A 3,281-nucleotide genomic window follows, 5' to 3' on the forward strand; every position below is an offset into this window, starting at 1 on the left:
GGCCCGGCCGACTGGTCCGACCTGTCCGGCCCGACCGCCGCGCGGGCCATCAAGCAGGTCAAGGAGCAGCTCAGGGCAGTGCCCGATCCGCTGAGCTACGGAATGCTCCGCCACCTCGTACCGGACACCGCGCGCAAACTGGCCGAACTGCCCCGGCCGCAGATCGTCTTCAACCATCTCGGCCGGGTCCCGGACACCGGTGGTGACTGGAACCTCGTCCCCGCCGGGATCGACGGCCACGACCCCGGGATGCCGGTCGCCCACGTCCTGGAGGTCAACGTGACCACCCACGACCGGCCGGACGGCCCGCACCTGGAGGCCGCCTGGTCCTGGCCCGCCGGGGTGCTCGACGAGGAACAGGTCGCCGAGCTGGCCGGGACCTGGTTCGAGGCGCTGGACGGGCTGGCCCGGCACGGCTCGGGAGGCCACACGCCGAGCGACCTCCTGGTCGACCTGGACCAGGAGGAGATCGACCGCATCCGATCCGCGTGGGAGAAGCGTTGACGCAGGTACAGGACATCCTCCCGCTCTCGCCTCTCCAGCAGGGCCTGTTCTTCCACGCCCTGCACGACGAGCACGACCCCTACACCGCGCAGGTCACCCTCGACCTGGACGGCCCGCTGGACGTCCCCGCGCTCCGCGCCGCCGCCGCCCGGCTGCTGGAGCGCCATCCCAACCTGCGCGCCGCCTTCTGGCACGAGGATCTCGACAAGCCCGTCCAGGTGATCCCCGTCGCCGTCGAGCCGTCCTGGCGCGAGGTCGCCGACGCCGACCCCGCCACCGTGGCCGCCGAGGAGCGGGCCCGCCCGTTCGACCTCGCCGTACCGCCGCTGATCCGCTTCGTTCTGGTACGGCCGGAGCCGGGCAGGCACCGGCTGATCATCACCAACCATCACATCCTGCTGGACGGATGGTCCACCCCGCTTCTCGTCACCGAGTTGTTCGCGCTCTACCTGGGGGTGCAGGCGCCGCCCGCGCCGCCGTACAGGAACTACCTGGCCTGGCTGACCCGCCAGGACCGCTCCGCCGCCGCGCGGGCCTGGGACCGCGCGCTCGACGGGCTCGACGAGCCCACGCTGGTCGCGCCCGGCGGGAGCGCCGACGCCACGCCCGGTACGGGCACCGCGGCCGACACCGGCGGGACCGGCGGGAGCGCCGGGGTCAGGTCCGGCACGGGCGGCCGGGCCGTGCGCGCGAAGGTCGTCGCCGAGCTGGACGCCGGCCTGACCACCGCGCTGACCCGGCTGGCCCGGCGCCGGGGCGTCACCGTCAACACCGTCCTGCAGGGAACGTGGGGACTGCTGCTGGCCGAGCTGACCGGCCGGGACGACGTCGTCTTCGGCGCCGTCGTGTCCGGCCGCCCGCCCGAGCTGCCCGGCGTGGAGCGCATGATCGGCCTGTTCATCAACACGGTTCCCGTCCGGGTGCGGCTCCGTCCCGGCGAACCCTTCGGGGAGATGCTGGAGCGCCTCCAGGACGAGCAGGCGGAGCTGCTGCCCCACCACCACCTGGGACTGACCGAGCTGCGTCGCGGCACCCTGTTCGACACCGTCACCGTGCTGGAGAACTACCCGTTCGACCCGTCGGCCGCCGGTACCGCCCTGGGCGACGTCCGGCTCACCGGGTTCGGCTCGACCGACGCCCACCACTACCCGCTGGCCCTCGCCGCCGTCCCCGGCGACCGCCTCACCCTTCGCCTGGACCACCGGGCCGACCTGTTCACCGCCGCCGAGGCGCGGCGGCTGCTCAACCGCCTGAGGACGCTGCTGGACACGCTCGTCACCGCCCCGGACACGCCCGTCGGCCGGATCGGTCTCCTGGACGCCGCCGAGTACCGCCGGATCGTCGAGGAGTGGAGCGGGCACGGTGACCTCACCGTCGCCGGACGGGAGCGGGCGGGGAGCGGTGACCCCGCCGGCGCCGGACAGGAGCGGAGAGAGGGCGGTGACCCGGCGACGACCGGCGAGGACCCCGATGCCGCGGTGCCGGGCCGCACGCCGGCGGAGATGGTCGAGGTCGTCGCCGCCCGCGACCCCGGTGCCGTCGCGCTGGTGCACCGCGGTGAGACCTTCACCTACGCCGAGCTCAACGCGCGGGCCAACCGGCTGGCCCGGCTGATGGCCACCGAGCACGGGGTGGGCCCGGAGACGGTGGTGGCGCTCCGGATGCGCCGATCCGTGGACCTGCTCGTCGCGGTGCTGGCGGTGCTCAAGGCGGGGGGCGCGTACATGCCGGTCGACCCCGGTCACCCGCCCGAGCGGATCGCGTACATGCTCGCCGACGCCCGCCCGGTGCTGGTGGTGGACGCGGACTGGCTGTCCCGGGCGGACGTGTCGCGGTACGAGGACACGGACCTGGAACTCCAGGTGCCGTCCGGTCATCCGGCGTACGTCATCTACACCTCGGGGTCGACCGGACGGCCCAAGGGCGTGGTGGTCACCCACGCGGGCATCGCCGGCCTCGCCCGCTCGCAGGCCGAGCGGTTCGAGCTCACCCCGGACGCCCGCGTCCTGTACTTCGCCTCGCCGAGCTTCGACGCGTCCGTCATGGAGATGCTCATGGCGTTCGCCGTCGGAGCCGCCCTCGTCACCCCGCCCCCGGGCGCGTACGGCGGACAGGCGCTGGCCGACGCCCTGCGGGAGTCGCGCGTCACCCATGCCCTGATCCCGCCCGCCGCCCTGGCCGGCGTGCCCGAGGTGCCTCTCCCCGACCTGCGGACCCTGATCGTCGGCGGCGACGCCTGCGGGCCGAACCTGGTGGACGCCTGGGCCCCCGGACGCCTGATGATCAACGCGTACGGCCCCACCGAGACCACCGTCGCCGCCACCCTGAGCGACCCCCTGACCCCGGGCGGGACCCCGCCGATCGGCGGGCCGATCCGCGGGACGCGCGCGTACGTGCTGGACCGGTGGTTGCGCCCGGTGCCGGCCGGCACGGACGGGGAGCTCTACCTCGCCGGCCCCGGCCTGGCGCGGGGGTATCTGGGGCGGGTGGGGTTGACGGCGGAGCGGTTTGTGGCGTGTCCGTTCGGGGTGGTGGGTGGGCGGATGTATCGGTCGGGGGATGTGGTGCGGTGGCGTGTGGGTGGGGGTGTGGGTGGGTGTGGTGGTGGGGTGTTGGAGTTCGTGGGTCGGGTGGATGAGCAGGTGAAGGTGCGGGGTTTTCGGGTGGAGTTGGGTGAGGTGGAGGCGGTGGTGGGGGGGTGTGCGGGGGTGGGGCGGGTGGCGGTGGTGGTGCGTGAGGATCGGGTGGGGGATCGGCGGTTGGTGGCGTATGTGGTG

Annotated in this window: 2 protein-coding genes; both read left to right on the plus strand. The window is 74.2% G+C overall.

What is annotated here, in order from left to right; genetic code table 11:
* On the plus strand, positions 1-504 hold a 504-nt coding region (locus AB0G16_RS38520; RefSeq protein ID WP_362815938.1), incomplete at its 5' end, for a hypothetical protein.
* Positions 501-3,281 (plus strand): amino acid adenylation domain-containing protein (locus AB0G16_RS38525; protein WP_362815940.1); only part of this gene is annotated, 2,781 nt, incomplete at its 3' end. The genes AB0G16_RS38520 and AB0G16_RS38525, both read left to right, overlap by 4 nt.

It is taken from the genome of Streptosporangium sp. NPDC023615 (assembly GCF_040640155.1).
Classification (GTDB): domain Bacteria; phylum Actinomycetota; class Actinomycetes; order Streptosporangiales; family Streptosporangiaceae; genus Streptosporangium.